Annotated in this window: 17 protein-coding genes; 7 read left to right on the top strand and 10 right to left on the bottom strand. The window is 36.2% G+C overall.

The features are described from left to right. Positions 1-23 precede the first annotated feature (23 nt). From ubiD to aspS, 4 genes are all read right to left on the bottom strand, one after another. Positions 24-1487 carry a 4-hydroxy-3-polyprenylbenzoate decarboxylase gene (gene ubiD / locus J3U59_RS11665; protein WP_267334455.1) on the bottom strand — a complete coding sequence of 488 codons (1464 nt, stop codon included), beginning with the start codon at positions 1485-1487 and terminating at the stop codon, positions 24-26. A gap of 79 nt (positions 1488-1566) precedes the next feature. Continuing rightward, on the bottom strand, positions 1567-1980 hold the full coding sequence (locus tag J3U59_RS11660) for a hypothetical protein (protein ID WP_267334457.1): 414 nt from the start codon (positions 1978-1980) through the stop codon (positions 1567-1569). A gap of 21 nt (positions 1981-2001) precedes the next feature. Then, positions 2002-2442, bottom strand: a complete 441-nt coding sequence (nudB, locus tag J3U59_RS11655) for a dihydroneopterin triphosphate diphosphatase (protein ID WP_267334459.1) — start codon at positions 2440-2442, stop codon at positions 2002-2004. A gap of 11 nt (positions 2443-2453) precedes the next feature. Continuing rightward, positions 2454-4211 carry an aspartate--tRNA ligase gene (aspS, locus tag J3U59_RS11650; protein ID WP_267334461.1) on the bottom strand — a complete coding sequence of 586 codons (1758 nt, stop codon included), beginning with the start codon at positions 4209-4211 and terminating at the stop codon, positions 2454-2456. A 272-nt stretch (positions 4212-4483) separates the two neighbouring features. On the opposite strand from aspS, the gene J3U59_RS11645 reads away from it, so the two are divergent. The 5 genes from J3U59_RS11645 to dusC all read left to right on the top strand — a co-directional run bounded on the left by J3U59_RS11645 (position 4484) and on the right by dusC (position 8862). After that, positions 4484-5257, top strand: coding sequence for a DUF3100 domain-containing protein (locus J3U59_RS11645; RefSeq protein ID WP_267334463.1), 774 nt, complete (start codon positions 4484-4486; stop codon positions 5255-5257). Positions 5258-5272: 15 nt separating this feature from the next. Next, positions 5273-5722, top strand: a complete 450-nt coding sequence (locus J3U59_RS11640; RefSeq protein WP_267334465.1) for a hypothetical protein — start codon at positions 5273-5275, stop codon at positions 5720-5722. 19 nt (positions 5723-5741) lie between these two features. Next, positions 5742-7061 carry an amidohydrolase gene (locus J3U59_RS11635; RefSeq protein ID WP_267334467.1) on the top strand — a complete coding sequence of 440 codons (1320 nt, stop codon included), beginning with the start codon at positions 5742-5744 and terminating at the stop codon, positions 7059-7061. Between the two features lie 74 nt (positions 7062-7135). Then, positions 7136-7909 carry a molybdopterin-synthase adenylyltransferase MoeB gene (locus J3U59_RS11630; RefSeq protein WP_267334469.1) on the top strand — a complete coding sequence of 258 codons (774 nt, stop codon included), beginning with the start codon at positions 7136-7138 and terminating at the stop codon, positions 7907-7909. Further along, entirely contained in the window at positions 7906-8862 is a 957-nt protein-coding gene (dusC, locus tag J3U59_RS11625; RefSeq protein WP_267334471.1) for a tRNA dihydrouridine(16) synthase DusC, read from the top strand. Before J3U59_RS11630 ends, dusC begins: the two co-directional genes overlap by 4 nt. Here the strand turns inward: dusC and J3U59_RS11620 are convergent. From J3U59_RS11620 to J3U59_RS11595, 6 genes are all read right to left on the bottom strand, one after another. After that, the gene (locus J3U59_RS11620; protein WP_267334473.1) at positions 8857-9828 is read right to left on the bottom strand and encodes a hypothetical protein; all 972 of its coding nucleotides are present in this window, start codon (positions 9826-9828) and stop codon (positions 8857-8859) included. The genes dusC and J3U59_RS11620 overlap by 6 nt on opposite strands. A 338-nt stretch (positions 9829-10166) precedes the next feature. Next, positions 10167-11066, bottom strand: coding sequence for an L-ribulose-5-phosphate 3-epimerase (locus J3U59_RS11615; RefSeq protein WP_267334475.1), 900 nt, complete (start codon positions 11064-11066; stop codon positions 10167-10169). A gap of 63 nt (positions 11067-11129) precedes the next feature. After that, the gene (locus J3U59_RS11610) at positions 11130-11774 is read right to left on the bottom strand and encodes a 3-keto-L-gulonate-6-phosphate decarboxylase UlaD (protein WP_267334477.1); all 645 of its coding nucleotides are present in this window, start codon (positions 11772-11774) and stop codon (positions 11130-11132) included. Between the two features lie 21 nt (positions 11775-11795). Continuing rightward, positions 11796-12488: an L-ribulose-5-phosphate 4-epimerase gene (locus tag J3U59_RS11605; protein WP_267334479.1), complete on the bottom strand. Its 693-nt coding sequence runs from the start codon at positions 12486-12488 to the stop codon at positions 11796-11798. Between the two features lie 4 nt (positions 12489-12492). Next, the gene (locus J3U59_RS11600; protein ID WP_267334481.1) at positions 12493-12966 is read right to left on the bottom strand and encodes a PTS sugar transporter subunit IIA; all 474 of its coding nucleotides are present in this window, start codon (positions 12964-12966) and stop codon (positions 12493-12495) included. 26 nt (positions 12967-12992) lie between these two features. After that, complete coding sequence (locus tag J3U59_RS11595; RefSeq protein WP_416379627.1) at positions 12993-14714, bottom strand: PTS ascorbate-specific subunit IIBC; 1722 nt, start codon at positions 14712-14714, stop codon at positions 12993-12995. Between the two features lie 481 nt (positions 14715-15195). Between J3U59_RS11595 and ulaR the strand changes: the two genes are divergently transcribed. Both ulaR and ulaG read left to right on the top strand, forming a co-directional pair. Beyond that, positions 15196-15957: an HTH-type transcriptional regulator UlaR gene (gene ulaR / locus J3U59_RS11590; RefSeq protein WP_267334485.1), complete on the top strand. Its 762-nt coding sequence runs from the start codon at positions 15196-15198 to the stop codon at positions 15955-15957. 21 nt (positions 15958-15978) lie between these two features. Then, positions 15979-17046, top strand: a complete 1068-nt coding sequence (ulaG, locus tag J3U59_RS11585) for an L-ascorbate 6-phosphate lactonase (protein ID WP_065634263.1) — start codon at positions 15979-15981, stop codon at positions 17044-17046. The last annotated feature ends 452 nt before the right edge of the window (positions 17047-17498 follow it).

Raw genomic sequence — 17498 nt, 5'->3', positions numbered from 1 at the left:
TATCAAACATTGTTATCAACTGGCTACACGCCAAGTTTATCCCAAATCTCATCAATATAAGCAACGACCTTAGGATCTTTTTTAATTATTTTGCCCCACTCTCGGTTAGTTTCTCCTGGCCATTTATTTGTGGCATCCAATCCCATTTTAGATCCTAAGCCCGAAACCGGAGAAGCAAAATCTAAATAATCAATCGGAGTATTATCAATGAATGTGGTGTCTCGATGAGGATCCATACGTGTTGAAATCGCCCACATAACATCTTTCCAATCGCGTGCATTAATATCATCATCACAAACAATGACAAACTTGGTATACATAAACTGTCGTAAGTAGGACCAAACCCCCATCATGATACGTTTAGCATGCCCAGGGTACTGCTTTTTGATAGTCACAACAGCTATTCGATATGAACATCCTTCTGGCGGTAAATAAAAGTCTACAATCTCGGGAAACTGCTTTTGTAAAATAGGAATAAATACCTCATTTAACGCGAGTCCCATAATAGCCGGTTCATCGGGTGGCCGTCCAGTATAAGTTGAATGATAAATAGCATCTTTGCGATGAGTTAAATGGGTCACAGTAAAAACAGCAAAATGTTCAACTTCATTATAATAACCGGTATGATCACCATAAGGTCCTTCCGGTACCACTTCATTCGGATCAATATAACCTTCTAAAATAATTTCTGCTGTGGCTGGTAAATCTAAGTCATTAGACAATGCTTTAACTACCTCGGTTCGACCTTGCCTTAATAACCCTGCAAATGCGTATTCTGGTAAAGTATCGGGTACGGGTGTAACTGCGGCTAAAATTGTTGCAGGATCTGCACCAATAGCCACTGCCACTGGAAATTTTTCGTGAGGATGAGCTTGTTGCCATTCGGCAAAATCAAGCGCACCACCTCGATGTGATAACCAGCGCATCACTAATTTATTTTTAGCTAATAATTGCAATCGATAAATACCCACATTTTGCCTTTCTTTATAAGGACCTTTAGTAATAGTTAATCCCCAAGAAAGTAACGGAGCTACATCCTCTGGCCAGCAATGCATAATAGGCAATTGTGTTAAATCAACGTGTTCATCTTTTAATACTACTTCTTGACAAGGGGCCGATGATCGGCGCTTGACCGGCATATTCAATATCTGCTTATATTTCGGTAAAACATTAAAAAATTGTCGAATACCTTTTGGCGGTTCAGGTTCACGTAAAAAAGCTAAAAGCTGCCCAATTTCACGTAATGCCGAGGGATCGTCTTGCCCCATTGCCATTGCAACTCGTTTTGTTGTACCAAATAAATTACATAGTACAGGCATCGTATAACCAATAGGGTTTTCAAATAATAATGCGGGACCTTGTGCACGTAAAACTCTATCGGCAATTTCGGTCATTTCAAGATAAGGACTAACAGGATAAGTAATGCGTTTTAATTCACCTTGTTGCTCAAGATAAGTTAAAAAATCACGAAAATTAGAAAAATTCATTCACTATTACTCCCTGTTACTTTGATACCCAATCCAAAGGGGTTTTGTTTATTAAATGAGGTTTGGCTTCTGTCTTGGATTAATCTTCATCAAAATTTTCACTATAAATGGGCGTTTGTTTATTCTGATTGCATTCAATAATTTTAGGTAATAAGGTTTGAAATTGTTTTTGATCAACTTCTATAAACTTTTCTGGTTCAACTTGAAAGAATAAATATTGCGTCGTGTTATCGTCAAATTGAAAAGAAGCTAACCAGTAATTTCGATTTTCACTATTATCATTAGCAAATATTTTAATAATACTACTTGCTCGTTTTTCAGGTTGATCATGTAATTTATAATCAATTATCTTCTCTGCAATTTGAGTATCATATTCATCAAAAATCATGTATTGATTTTGGTTAATCTGACACTTTGGTATGTTTATTTCAGCATAACTGTTTAGGGTAAAAAAAGATAAACAAATTGACATAATATAACGATTTAATTTCATGCCTGACCTCTTAACTGAATTTTAATAATTTACAATCTTCTTGATTGCCTCTCGATTATTAGGCGATAAGGTCAAATTAGCCGCATCTTGAATTGACATCCATTGATAGGCTAAATGTTCACTCAACATAGGTTTTACCTCTGTGGTCAGAGGCAGATAAAACCAATGTTCTTTATTTATCTTAACCTGTGGTGCATATCGATGTCTAAACTGTGGAAAAATTTCAAATTCAACAACATGTTTAGCATCGACTAACGACAAATTACTACCAACAATATCAATACCTGTTTCTTCATACACTTCACGAATTGCCGTTTCAATTGGCAATTCGTTATTCTCTAAACTGCCTGTTACTGACTGCCAAAAATTAGGATCATCTTTGCGTTGCATCATCAAACAACGCAAAGTGGTTTGGCAGTAAATAACAACTAACACCGATTCAGGTTTTTTAAATGTTTGCATTTAACATTTCGCTATTTTTTGCAAACTTCGATTCCTAGTTCTACTAATGCTGCTGGATTTGCCGGGCTCGGTGCATCAGTCAATAAACAGGTAGCAGCTGTGGTTTTCGGAAATGCAATCACATCTCGAATATTATCCGTGCCTGTTAATAGCATAGTTAAGCGATCTAATCCGAATGCCAGTCCAGCATGAGGCGGGGTTCCATATTTTAAGGCATCAAGTAAAAAACCAAATTTTTCACGTTGATCATGTTCATTAATACCTAAAATTGAAAATACCGCTTGTTGCATTTCACTGCGATGAATACGCACTGAGCCGCCCCCTACTTCATAACCATTAATGACCATATCATAGGCATTAGCAACCGCTGTTTCAGGACTGTCCATTAGCTGCTGAGGGGTAAAATCTTTTGGAGAGGTGAATGGATGGTGCATGGCACTAAGTCCTTCATCTGTTTCTTCAAACATTGGAAAATCCACAACCCAAAGAACAGCCCATCTATTTTCATCGGTTAAGGCTAAATCCTTACCAACTTTTAAGCGTAATGCGCCTAGCGCATCACTAACAACTTTGTAGCTATCAGCACCAAATAATAATATATCGCCATCTTTAGCATTAGCTCGATTAAGTAATGCTTCCATTTGTGTCTGATTAAAGAATTTTGCAACAGGGCTTTGTACACCATCTAGTCCTTTGCTACGTTCATTAACTTTGATCCAAGCCATACCTTTGGCACCATAAACTGAAATAAATTGCGTATAATCATCGAGCTGTTTTCGGGTTAATTGCGCGCCATTAGGCACACAAAGTAATGCAACACGCCCTTTTGGATCATTAGCAGGCGTTGAAAATACTTTGAAATCGACATCTTTAACCAAATCTGCAACATCAATAATTTCAAGCGGGTTACGTAAATCCGGCTTATCACTACCAAAACGTCGCATTGCTTCTGCAAAGGTCATAACAGGGAACTTGCCTAAATCAACATTTTTAACATGCAACCAAAGTTCACGAATCATTTGCTCCATGATTTCACGCACTTGCTCTGCTGTCATAAATGAAGTTTCAACATCAATTTGGGTAAATTCAGGTTGGCGATCTGCGCGTAAATCCTCATCACGAAAGCATTTAACAATTTGATAATATCGGTCAAATCCTGACATCATTAAGAGTTGTTTAAATAGTTGTGGAGACTGAGGTAAAGCATAAAATTCACCGTTATGAATTCGGCTAGGCACTAAATAATCACGCGCACCTTCTGGTGTGGCTTTAGTTAACATAGGTGTTTCGATGTCTAAAAAACCATGTTCATTCATAAACGAACGCACAAAAGCAGTCACTTTAGCGCGTGTTTTGAAAATTGCCGTCATCTCCTGACGACGAAGATCAATGTATCGATATTTTAAACGCTGCTCTTCACTATTATTTTGATTAAAGTCTAATGGTAAAACATCACTTCGATTAAAAATAACAAGTTCAGTTGCTAAAACTTCAACTTCACCAGTTGCCATATCTTTATTGATTTGGCCTTCTGGTCTAGCCCTTACTTTACCTTTAATTTGAATACAAAACTCATTGCGTAGTTCACCCGCTAACTGATACGCCTGCAAATAATCAGGATCAAAAAAGACCTGTACAATTCCTTCGCGATCACGCATATCAATAAAAATCATACCACCTAAATCTCGGCGTTTATTAACCCAACCACATAAGGTAACTTCTTGATTAATATGAGATGAGTTTAACTGACCACAATAAATCGAACGCATAAAATATCCTGTTAAAATTTCAAGCTATAAAAATTGTCTGTATTATAAATCAAATAAAGGGCTTATAAAGGCATTTATTGATATTTATTATTGAATTGTTTTAATCAGCTCATCAAAAAGGTAATCTTAAGTATGATTTCAAATTAACAACAGTTGTTTATTGACGGTAATAATCAAGGTTATGTATATTAAATATGCAATGCAAATACTGACTATGATTCTAGATATCATGGATAGTGATTATTGATAAAAACTATTAGAGGTTTATAAGGATGGAAATTATTAAAGACTATAGAGTGCATTTGTTAGCACTGATAGTCGTTCTGATCTGTGAGTTTATTGGTAAACAATCTATTTGGATTATTACTTTATACCCCATGCTATATGCTATGATTATTGGCGGAATCATAAGCCTTCCTAAGCTCAAAATATTAAACATAAAAAATATGAATCATGCAAGTGCCGTTATGATTGTCACATTAATGCTACTTGTTGCCAAATTGGGCGTTGCCGTTGGTCCTAAAATCGATATGATTTTAAAAGATGCAAAATTGGCACTCATTTTTCAAGAACTCGGTCACTTTGCCGGTACCATTTTATTAGGATTACCTTTAGCAATGATGTTAGGTATGAAACGTGAAGCGGTTGGCGCCACTTACTCAGTTGCACGTGAACCTAATATTGCCATTGTTGCAGATAAATACGGTTTAGATTCAGCCGAAGGACGCGGTGTGATGGCTATGTACGTTTGCGGCACACTTTATGGTGCGATTTGGATGAGCATCTTAGCGAGTATTATGGCTAAATTAGATATTCTTCATCCCTATGCTTTAGCGATGGGCGCGGGTGTTGGTAGCGGAAGTATGATGGCTGCGTCACTAGCACCAATTAGCGATCTGTATCCAGATCTGGCAAGTGAAATTAAAGCCTATGCAACAACAGCAAATCTAATGTCCAGTATAGTTGGTATCTACATTTATACACTATTTTCATTACCTTTTGCTTCTTTTTTATATAACACTTTTGCTCGTTTTCGTCGTAATTAAGGAAGGATTGTTGTAATGAAAAGTTTAGAAACGCTATTTTTACTCATTTTAGTCGCTATCATTATGGCAGCAGGTAACACTGTCGGCTATAAAGTTGATTTTATGTTATCGTTACAAGCATTAGCCATTTTAGTGGTTATATCAATTGTTGGATACTTTGTTGGCAAAGTACCTTTACTCAATAAATTTCCAGTAATTTTATGGGTGTCAGTAGTTGCAGCCGTTGCCTCATCCCCTATATTTCCTTTCCACGAACAAGTTGTTTCAATTACGGACAATGTATCATTACTTGCAGTTTGTACACCGGTACTTGCCTACGCAGGGCTTGCTATTGGCAAAGATTTAGCATTATTTAAAAGTATCTCTTGGCGAATTATCCCTGTTTCGCTAGCGGTGTTTTCAGGTACGTTTATTTTTGCCGCAATCATTGCACAAATTACGTTACATTGGGAAGGTGTTATTTAACTGGAGTAGGAATTAACTCATGAATAAAGAAGAACTTAAACAACAGGTTTGCCTTGCTATTGCAAACCGAAAAGCGGACATAAAAGCCATTGCTGAAGCTATTTGGGCTGAACCCGAACTTGGTTACAAAGAACACAAAACCGCAAAAAAAGTAGAGCAAACATTTGAAAAATTGGGCGTACCCTATAAAAATAAATTAGCGTTAACCGGTGTTAAAGGCCGGTTAAAAGGCGGAAAAGGCAGTAAATATAGCATCGCAGTTATTGGTGAACTTGATGCCATAATTTGTGCAGATCACCCTGCTGCTGATGAAACCTCTGGCGCAGCTCATTGCTGTGGGCATAATGCACAAATTGCGAATATGATGGCTGTGACGATGGGACTAATCGATTCTGGCGCAATGCAATATTTAGCGGGTGATGTGGTTCCTTTTGCAGTACCAGCTGAAGAATATGTGGAAATCACTTATCGAAATCGGCTTATTGAAGAAGGTAAAATCAAATACATCGGGGGTAAGCCTGAACTCATTTCCCGAGGTGAATTTGATGATGTCGATATGGCGCTGCAAATCCACTTAACTAGTGTACCAAATGAACGTAAAGATGGTTTTATTGAAATATCAACAACCAGCAATGGATTTATTGGAAAACTAATCAAATATAAAGGTGAAGCAGCTCACGCAGCAGCAGCCCCACATGCAGGCGTTAACGCATTAAATGCAGCGATGATGGGATTGATGGGTGTTAATGCAATTCGTGACACATTTCAAGAAAAAGATTATATCCGATTCCACCCAATAATTACTCAAGGTGGCGATTTGGTCAACGTCGTACCCAGTGATGTAAGAATGGAAAGTTATGTGCGTGCAGGTAACGTTCCTGCAATGATTAAAGCCAATGAACGGATTAATCAAGCCTTACAAGCGGGGGCGATGGCTGTTGGGGCTAGTTGTGAAATCAAAGATTTACCAGGTTATCTACCTTTACATAATAATGCCACGTTAAATGAACTTTTGAAGCATAACGCTGAAAAATTAATTGGTGAAGAAAATGTCTCAGTTGCGCCACATATGACTGGTAGTACTGATACAGGTGATTTGTCGCACATTATGCCAGTAAGTCACCCATGGATCGGATCTGTGAGAGGCGTGTTGCATGGAAAAGATTATGTCGTATTTGATGAAGAAATGGCTTATATTCGCCCTGCACAAATGATGGCGTGTACAATTATCGATTTACTTTTTGATGACGCAAAATCAGCACAAACCCTCATATCAAATTATAAACCACTCATGACCAAAGAAGAATATCTCACCTTTTTATCTGGTTTTGACAAATAATCTTAACAGCTTGGCGCCGTAAGGCGTCAAGTGTCTGCTATAATATAGCAATTTACGATGAACAATTATCTATTATGCAAGCGCTAACTGATCAAGAATTATTTCGTTACGATAGGCAAATAACTTTGCATGGTTTTGATATTGAAAAACAGCAAGTGTTAAAAAATAGTGCGGCACTAATTATTGGTTTAGGCGGACTTGGCTGTGCAGCTTCGCTTTACCTCACAGCGGCTGGCGTTGGAAAGTTAACCTTAGTTGATTTTGATACCGTGACAAAATCAAATTTAAACCGGCAAATTTTATATACAGAAAAAACAATCAATCAATATAAAGTTGAAGTTGCAAAACACACGCTAAGTAAACGCAATGCAGATACTATCATTAATACAGTGAATCAAAAACTGGATGATAGTCGCTTACTTTCACTTATCAAACATCATCAAATTGTGATTGATTGTAGCGACAATCTAACCACTCGAGAACAAATTAATCGTTGCTGTTTTCAAACTAAAACACCACTAGTCTCTGGTGCAGCCATTCGTATGGAAGGTTTATTAACTGTATTTACTTATCAGCATGATGAACCTTGTTACCATTGCCTGAGTCGTTTATTTGGCGACGATCAATTGAGTTGCGTTGAAACTGGGGTAATGGCCCCTTTAGTGGGAATGTTTGGCTCAATGCAAGCATTAGAAGCAATAAAAGTGCTTACTCATTATGGCACACCGTTATCGGGTCGACTACTAATGGTTGATACAATGAGCATGCAATTTAATCAAGTTAAGCTGACAAAACAACCTAACTGCTCAATCTGTGGTAATGAACAAAATAAGCAGGCACGACAATGAAATTCAATCGTATCATCTTAGCACCGATGGAAGGCGTGTTAGATTATAATGTGAGAAAAATCTTAACTCAAATTAATCAATTTGATTATTGTGTGACAGAATTTGTCAGAGTGACTCATCATAAATTATCTAACCGAACATTTTACCGTCTATGCCCTGAACTTTACCATGATGGAAAAACAGCGTCCGGTACGCCTGTGCGTGTGCAAATTTTAGGGCAATCACCACAATGGATGGCAGAAAATGCGGTTAAAGCTATTGAGTTGGGTTCGTATGGAATAGATATCAATTTTGGTTGTCCTGCTAAAACAGTCGTGGGCAGCCACGGCGGCGCTTACTTATTACAATACCCAGAACAAATATTTAATATTGTTGAACAAACAAGACTCGCTATTGGCACAACGGCAAAACTATCAGCCAAAATTCGTTTAGGGTGGACAGACAAATCTTACTGTTTAGACATTGCTAACGCGATTGAACAGGCAGGAGCAAATGAAATTGTCATTCATGGAAGAACAAAAACTGACGGTTATCAAGCTGACAAAATCGATTGGCAAACAATAGGAAAAATTAAACAAAAATTAAATATTCCAGTTATTGCTAACGGCGAGATTTTTTCCGTTAAAGATGCGCAAAACTGTCTTATCCAAAGTCAAAGCCAAGACATTATGCTTGGACGTGGTATTTTAACGATCCCAAACTTAGCCAATATGATTCGTTTTAATGATGCAGAGTTACAGTGGCAACAAATTTTAGAAATTTTAATCAATTACGCTACAACAACTATCGAAGAGGTTAAACCGCTTTATCATTCAGCGCGCATCAAACAATGGCTAGCTTACTTAAAATCGCACTATTTTCAAGCGGCACAAGTATTACAAAATATTCGAACATTAAAAACACAACAGCACATTGCCGATTCACTTAAGCAACAACAAACAACACTATTATAACGTTAAGCTATACCCAGTGTTTCGATAAAAATAGTACTGGGTAACTTTACGCACAATCAAACAAGATAAAATAAACGAGATAGTTGCTAGTGCTATTTTTAATACTAACGCAGTGTAATCATGTAAAGTGATTTGGCTAACAGTCAAGTCAAATAAGCTTTCAGCAATGCTAAAAAGAGTAAAATTAAACACAAAAATAAACAGATTCGAATAAACCACACTTTTCACAATTCTATCAATCTGTAATACCATAAATACTTGAGTAAACATGTTTTTGCAAACAACTATAACAACACAGAAAGTCAACACATAACAGATAAAAGGGAAGGCAATATGGCGGCCAATCGAAATAAGATAGTGATCTTGTTGGATCAAAATATCTAAAATAAAAGACGGGAAACCAATCAAAGTAAAAAAGAAAAAGACTAAAAATAAAATAAAATGAATTTTACAGCTATTAAGCGTATTAAGTTCAAAAACTAACGCACTCTTTTCAAACTGATTATTTAATCCCCTAATGCAATAATAAGTCAGTAAACCTGCACACAAATAAAATAGACTATCAGGGATAATACTTAGCACTAAAATAAATAACCATGAATCAACATCGATATAATTGATGAATATTTCATCAAACATTAAATCGGCTATAACACTTAATAAATAACCAATAGTACAAACAATCAACACATTTATTATAATAAGAACAATATTTTTTAAGGTCACTAAATGAACGTTAATTCGATAAAATGCAATTGCAGATACCCCAAATAACAATAGACATTCGGGAATTGAACGTAGCAATTGATAAGGGGTAAGTTTATACAGTGAAGACCATAAATTTTTATAGTCATGAAAAGTAGCAAGAAAAGTTATACCAAATCTAATGTTGAAAATAAAAGCACTTGAAATAAGAAATAGTGTTATAAAAATAAAGGGCAACTTAAAAAAGGATAATTTGTACATTAGTCTATCTAAAACCTGTTAATTCTCTATTTTTTTATAAAAATTTTAATGATAACAAATAGATGGTAAGTTAATTTAACAGATTAATTTGCACGTTAAACAAGCAATGATATCAAATTTGCAAAATCACCAAAATATTTGCACAAAATACCACAAGGTGACGCTATTACCAACTAGAATATCATTCATCACAAGGTGAATCACAAAAATAAAATGAGAAAAGTGATTAAACCATAATTTAATATAGTTTTATTTTTTCAATAGGTTATATTTTAAAAAAATGCCTCACCACCCAAAAGGTGATGAGTTAAACATAAAATATCAATAGCGTTTTGATTTTAATCAAGTGAAGAAAAAAGCGGAAAATCAGCCTGCTGAGCAATAGCCTTTAATCGTTGCTGTGCTAGGATGATATTATCTTTCCAATGATCATCATTAGCCCACATTTCGATAACCAGTGGCGCACAATAATTCATTAATTTCAATGTGTTAAATACTGCAGCAAAATCAACTTCTCCTTCACCAATAACTAAATCCCTAAATTGCCCGGCATAATTGGGTTTAACTTTATAGGTATCTTTTAGGTGTATTTGAACAATATGATTGCGACTGAGTAAAAGCTCAGTACTAATATCAAAGTTCCATCCCGATATATTACCCACATCAGGATAAGCCATAAAATAAGGTGAGTTGATTTCTGCCTTTAGGATTTCAAATTTACTTAACGAGTTAAGATAATTAGTATCCATAATTTCTACAGCTAACATCACGCCTGCTTTTTCTGCTTGTTTCGCGCACCATTGCATACCCGCAATAAATCGTTGATGGGTTTGTAAGTCAGCAGGTTCATAATACACATCATAACCCGCTAATTGAATTACTCTTACACCTAATTTATAAGCAAATGAAATTGCTTTAAGCATAATCATTTTGGCTTGTTCGCGGATCGTTGGATCCGCTGATCCAAACGGATACTTACGATGTGCACTTAGGCATATCGAATGAAAAAAAATGCCATTTTTTTCACATAAATGTCGTAAGGCATAAATATCATCGTCACACCAATCTAGCCTTGCTTGACGCTCTTGAGATTCATCAATAGACAGTTCAATAAAATCAAAACCTAAAGACTTTGCTTCAGTCATTTTTTGTTGCCATGAAAGTTGATTAGGCAACGCTTTTTCATAAATACCAATACCAGGCGCGTGTTTAACAAAATTTATTGTTTGTTCAGTCATAATTTATGATCCAATAACATGAGGAAAAACAAAAACAGTCGATTACTCGACTGCAATGTAAAATTACCAATATTTAGCAATTTGCTCCCTCAACGCTTGGGCTGTTTGCTGTCCATTTTCATTGGCTAACGCACGACCAGCAATAAAAGCTTTAGTTTTTATTCCAGCAAACAGATGAATATCTTCAGGAACAATGCCGCCAGTGATGGAAAGTTCTAAACCTAAATCAGAAAGTTGACGCATTTTAATCAAATCTTCTTCACCCCAACCAACTCCAGCTAATTCGGCATCACGAGAACGATGATAGATAGCTTGTTTAATACCTAATTTACGCCATGCTTTAGCATCATCGAAAGTCCAATGACCATATAGTTCAATTTGAATTTCACCCCCAAATTCATCAGCCACTTTTTTACACGCCTCAATGGTGGCAATATGCGCTGCTGCCGATACTGTCAGCCAATCGGCGCCTGCTGAAAACGCCATCTTAGCTAAAATTGCACCGCCATCAGTGGTTTTTAAATCACACACTAAGATATGATTTGGATGCTTCTCTCGTAAAGTTTTTACCCCGTTAATTCCAGCACCAAAAGCCAGGATAGTACCCACTTCAATGATATCAACAAATCCAGCAACATTATTGGCGACAGCTAAAGCGGGTTGCAATTCAGTTTGATCTAATGCGATTTGTAGTTTTGGTTTTGTCATTTTATTTTCCTCTTATAAGAACTATTTTTGCCCATAATAAGCATTTGCACCATGCTTACGGAAATAGTGTTTATCTGACAACGCTTGTTGAATTTTAATTGTTTTATTGAGTTGACGAGTGGCAATAGCCATCATGGCGACTTCTTCAAGGACAACCGCATTATGTACAGCATCAAAAGCATTTTTACCCCAACAAAATGGAGCATGACCTGAAATCACAGCACCAGGCATTGCCATTGGATCGAGTCCTCGACGTTTAAACTCTTCAATAATAACCAGACCGGTATTTTTTTCGTAATCAGAGGTAATTTCGCTATCAGTAAGTCGACGGGTACACGGAACATCACCATAAAAGTAATCAGCATGAGTGGTCCCTAACGCTGGCACATCTAACTCAGCTTGAGCCCAGACGGTGGCATAACGAGAATGGGTATGGACAATACCACCAATATGTTCAAACGCTTTGTAAAGCTCAATATGTGTTGCAGTATCACTAGAAGGATTTAACTTACCTTCCACTGTTTCACCGGTTAATGACACCACCACAATATCCTCAACTGTCATATTGTGATATTCAACCCCAGAAGGTTTAATAGCAATGACACCTTTTGCTCGATCAATTTCTGAAACATTACCCCAAGTAAAGGTCACCAAATGATATTTGGGTAATGCTAAATTGGCCTGTAATACTCTCTCTTTTAAAGCTTGATACATAGAATTAACCCCCCAATAAAGCTTTATCAATCACAGCATAAACATCTTCTTTATTGTTACATGCTCGTAACTTATCTAGATCGATGCCGGTAGGGCTATTTTCATCTTCTAAAATTTGGGTGACCTCCATTAAGCCTTGCATATGTTCATCAGAAGTACTGCCTGCTAAGGTCACTAATACATCGACAGGTTCTTCTTCCCCTTGAAAATAGACTGGTTTATTTAGTGTGACTAATGCAAAAGCAGTTCGGTTAACCCCATCTTCAGGCCTGGCATGAGGCATAGCAAAATTAGGGGCAATAATGATGTAAGGTCCCATAGTGTTCACACAGCGAATAATCGCATCATAATAAGAGGGTTGAATTGCTTTAGATGCGACCAACATATCAGTACCTAATTTAACAGCTTCTTGCCAGGTTGCGGCATTTGCGTTAAGTAAAATAGAGTTGTTTTCTATCAATGATTCTTTCAAAGCCATGTTGTACTCCCTTTTTATTCAATAAATTATTTAGCAAGCACTTTGTTAATCAGTTCAATAAGTTCATCACCAAATGTTTGCGGATTTAACATATTTTGTACCCCCAAAGCGTGCTGACCTTCATTAACCTCAATTTCATTAATTAAGTGTTTAGAAGCCACAATAATGTCAACATTCGGTAATCGTGATTTGTAATCAGTCACCGCACACGAATCCATAACATTAGCAATGCCTTTTTTATCAAGATAATTGGCAATTTTCATTTTCATCATCATCGATGAACCTTGACCACTACCACATACCGCAAGAATACGTATTGGACGTCCTTCGCTAATTGCTACCTCATCCATTTTTTCAACGACTTGTTCATTAAAATCTTGCTGGGTATCATTCGTGTCGGCTTGTATTTTTTGATTGGCTTCATCGCGTCGTAATTGTTTACCGGCAAAGAACATATACACTAAAGCCAAAGCAATAATGAGATAGATAAATAAGTGAGAAATTGATAGACCTTGTAAAATAGGTGGGAATAAAATTGCCCAGTCAGCCATGCCCATCCAAGAATCGATTGGTGTGCCATTTTGTGCAAAAATATGAATAACCCAAGCTGAACCAAATACTTCAACCATGCCCATGGCAAAACAAATCTTCATTACCGCTTTCCAACCGCCAAAGTGGTTTGCAAACACCCCAATAGTGGCATTAGAAAAGAACATCGGAATAAAACCTGGAATAATCATAATCGGCGATTTAAATACCAGTAATAAAGCAATTGCTAAAAATTGCCCTAATGCACCCCAAATAAAACCAAACACCATTGCATTAGGTGAAAAAGCATAAATTGCCGCACAATCGATCGCTAATACTGCATTAGGAATAAGTTTTTCAGATATTCCTTTAAACGCTTCAGACAATTCAGCAACAAACATTCTTACGCCACCAACAATAACTTGGATTGCTACCGCGAATTTAAGCCCTGTTTCTAAAATATAGATTGTCCAATGCGTTGAACCGGCCATAGTTTGTAAGTTATCTAAACCAAATGACAGTAAAATAATGCCAAAAAAGAAGGTCATCACAATAGCTGTAGCCGCGATACTATCGTGAAAAATATGTAACCATTTTGGTAATTTTAAATTATCAACAGAATCATTTTTATCCCCAAGCTTAGGGGCTAATTTAACGGCAATCCAAGAGCCTAACTGTTGCTGATGACCAATAGAAAACCCTGCCCCACCTGTTACTGCTTCGGTTGGCTTAAACATCATGTTGGAAAATATTCCCCAATATAAAGCGGTAATAATTGCGGAGTAGATGATGGTTTCCCACATACCGTAACCAAACAGAAAATAAAATAAGGTAATAAGTCCTACTTGTTGGAACATAATATGACCGGTTAACATAATGGTTCGAATACCGGTAATACGTCGAAAAATAACCAAAAGGATATTGATAGCCAGTGCCAGTAATACCGCATATCCGACCCAAGAGTAATGTTCTCCCATACCATTTTCAACAGCAACCATCGAAGCATAAGTATCAATAATCGATCCTTTAATGCCATGATATTCCGCTAACTTGGCAATAACGGGTTTAAATGTTGAAACCAATACACCCGAACCGACTTGCAATAACATAAAGCCGACAATTGTTTTGATGGTTCCTTTTAAAATTGTGGTAACGTCTTTACCTAATAGGCAGTACCCCAGCATCGTTACTAACCCTAGTAATAAAGGCGCTTTGGTCATGACTTGACTATAAAAAATATAAAATACGTTATAGATTACTTCCATATGCCCCTCTCATTGATTATGGGCATTTTTTAAATTGAAAGTTGATACTACGCTTACAATTTATAGATAAACTTTATCCTAATGCCCTTTATATGGTTGTTCACTATTAAGTGAATCTTTGAGCTTAATTAATACGGTACGTTGTTAATCAAATTTATTTAATTAACGCTTGCTATATTCCATAATCATAATGAATCACACAATGATTATTTATGATTATTTTGATTGAGATCACTTTTCCCAATAACCAACAGCAATATCTGTGATCAACTTCACATTACAATGAAAAATAATGACAATAAATTAAATCTATATCTATACTTATCAATATTAAATTTAGATTTAAACAAATAAATCAATGAAGATAATTGACAAGTTTTGCAATGATAATTATTATCAAAGTAATCAAATTTGATCAAATCATTAAGGAACATAAATGAATGAAATAACGCGACATAACGAAATCGTCGCTTTAGTTAATGAAAAAGGTGAAGTGAAAGTGACAGAATTAATTGATCACTTCGGTATATCACCAGCAACAGCTAGACGAGATATCACCAAGTTAGATCAGGAAGGTCGAGTTAAAAAAGTACGTAATGGTATTATGCGTTTAGAGGAGCAAAAGCCTATCTGGGCACCAATAGCCAACAACAATACTGATCATTATCACGAAAAAGCGCGAATTGCTATTCGAGCAGCCAAATTATGTGGTAACGATGAAAATGTCGTGATTAATTGTGGTTCAACCGCATTTTTATTAGGTCGGGAATTATGTGGAAAAAATGTCTCTATCATCACGAATTACTTTCCACTCGCTTGTTACTTAATAGAACATGATCATGAAAACGTCATTATTATGGGCGGTTTATATAACAAAACCCAAAACATTATTCTTAATCCAATCGCAAGCATTACCGATTCTTATGCAGCTAAATGGATGTTTACTAGCGGTAAAACATTAACACCCACCGGTCTTTACAAAAATGAAATTTTAAGTGCAGTAGCCGAGCAACAAATATTAGAAAAAGCCGAAAAATTAGTGGTTGTCGTTGATAGTTCAAAAATCGATACCAAAGCAAACTCTGGCATGCTTTTTTGCCCAGTAAACAAGATTGATATTTTAATTACAGGCACACAAGCGAATAAGGAAGTGATTGAATGCATTAAGAAGCAAGGAGTTGAAGTGATATTAGTCTAACTATTAAATAAGGAACATAGTATGAGTAAAGTAAACGAAATTACCCGTGACTCTTGGATTTTAAATACCTTCCCTGAATGGGGAACTTGGCTCAATGAAGAGATCGAAGCGACCGAAGTTAAGCCCAATACCTTTACCATGTGGTGGCTTGCCTGTACAGGAATTTGGTTAAAATCAGCAGGTAATACCAATATTTGTATCGATTTTTGGTGCGGTACGGGTAAAAAAACCCATGCTAATCCATTGATGAATAAGCAACATCAAATGATGCGAATGGGGGGAGTACGTGAATTACAACCTAACTTAAGAACCAGCCCATTTGTGTTGGATCCTTTTGCAATTAAAGAAATCGATGCAGTTATGGCAACGCATGATCATGCTGATCATATTGATGTTAATGTTGCAGCAGCCGTGATTCAAAATTGCTCACCTAAAGTTAAATTTATTGGGCCTAAAGCTTGTGTTGAGTTATGGAAAAGCTGGGGCGTGCCAGAAGATCGTTGTATTGTGGCTAAAGTGGGTGACACAATCACTGTAGGTGATATCACCATTAAAATACTAGATTCTTTTGATAGAACTTCACTTGTTACTCTTCCTAAGGGTGTTTCATCAACAGATAAAGCCATTTTAGATGGTATGAACGATCGCGCAGTTAACTACCTATTTGAAACATCAGGGGGCTCACTTTATCACTCTGGTGATTCACACTACTCTAACTATTATGCTAAACATGGTAATGATCATAAAATTGATGTTGCCTTACTCTCGTATGGTGAAAATCCTCGTGGTGTTACTGATAAGATGACATCTGCTGATATTTTACGTGCAGCAGAATCGCTTAACACCAAAGTTGTGATTCCTTTTCATCATGATATTTGGTCAAACTTCCAAAGTGATCCGCGAGAAATTGAAGTGCTTTGGCAAATGAAAAAAGATCGACTTGAATATCAATTTACACCATTCTTTTGGCAAGTTGGTGGTAAATATACTTACCCGACCGATAAAAATAAAATGCATTATCAACACTATCGTGGATTTAGGGATATCTTTACTGATGAACCAGAATTACCTTATCGTTCCTTCTTATAAGCAAGGTAATTTAAAATTATAGTTATTACGATTATAACTAAAAAAATTTTTAATTAGTTTTTAGGTTGGACGTTTAGTGATTTATAACTTCTGTTTTGCCACACTGACGTCCAAATTTTTTAAAATTGATTATTCATATTGCTCAAATAACTATTTAGCAAACAAATAAAATCGATATTTAATGCTGTGTATACCTGATTTGTTGTGGTTATTTACTACGTCTAAATCCGTAAAATCTATCCAGATAAAGCCAATTTAATTCCCAGCTTAATTTACTTTGTCAACCTACTGTATAAATAACAATCAAAAGTAAAATTGGCATAAATACGATTAAGAATTTAGCCCAAATCACAACATCATAGGCTAAATTCTAAATAATGATGATGAAAGTATAACGGCATTTAGCTAATGTTCACGCAATATTTAAAGCTAACTTCGCCGATAATAGTTTA

Source organism: Gilliamella sp. B3783, assembly GCF_026536125.1.
Lineage (GTDB): Bacteria > Pseudomonadota > Gammaproteobacteria > Enterobacterales > Orbaceae > Gilliamella.
The sequence above is the reverse complement of the archived record's forward strand: the minus strand, read 5'-3'. Positions and strand labels throughout refer to the sequence as shown.